This is a genomic window from Flagellimonas olearia, from assembly GCF_009184425.1.
GTDB lineage: Bacteria > Bacteroidota > Bacteroidia > Flavobacteriales > Flavobacteriaceae > Flagellimonas > Flagellimonas olearia.
The window spans coordinates 1-364 of sequence record NZ_WELG01000101.1 but is presented as its reverse complement, the minus strand read 5'-3'; the positions used below and the strand labels follow the sequence as shown (position 1 = coordinate 364).

General features: G+C 39.3%; 1 protein-coding gene. It reads right to left on the bottom strand.

All coding sequences use genetic code 11. The features are described 5' to 3' along the window. Positions 1 to 171 precede the first annotated feature (171 nt). Positions 172 to 364, bottom strand: a 193-nt coding sequence (locus F8C76_RS18900) for a hypothetical protein (RefSeq protein ID WP_211372196.1), incomplete at its 5' end; no start/stop codon positions are given.

The following is a 364-nucleotide window of genomic DNA, read 5'->3' as shown; positions in this document are numbered from 1 at the left end:
TTGAAAAAACACACACAAGAAAGAGAGCTTTTCAAGAGAGTTTTGAAGAGAAGAGTGCTTCTGGAAGAAGAAGGTGTTGTGTGCTGATGTGCTGAGTATTTCTACAGCAAGTGTGGACGAAATTGAGCATGAAGAATATGAAGATTCGTCCATAGATAAGTTTCTCTCTTTTTATGCTTTAAATTTCAATTTGTAAGGGATTGAGAGAGAGAGATTGTAGAGGGGAAGGGCTGTAGAAAGTTCTATACTTTTATTCTGTAGAAACATCAAGTTGGTGCTTGGTGTTAGGGGTTTGGTGATCCTGTCTGTTGGTGCAGACAAATTGTAAAGGGAGTAGGTGCTTCCTAGATAGTGGGTGCTATCT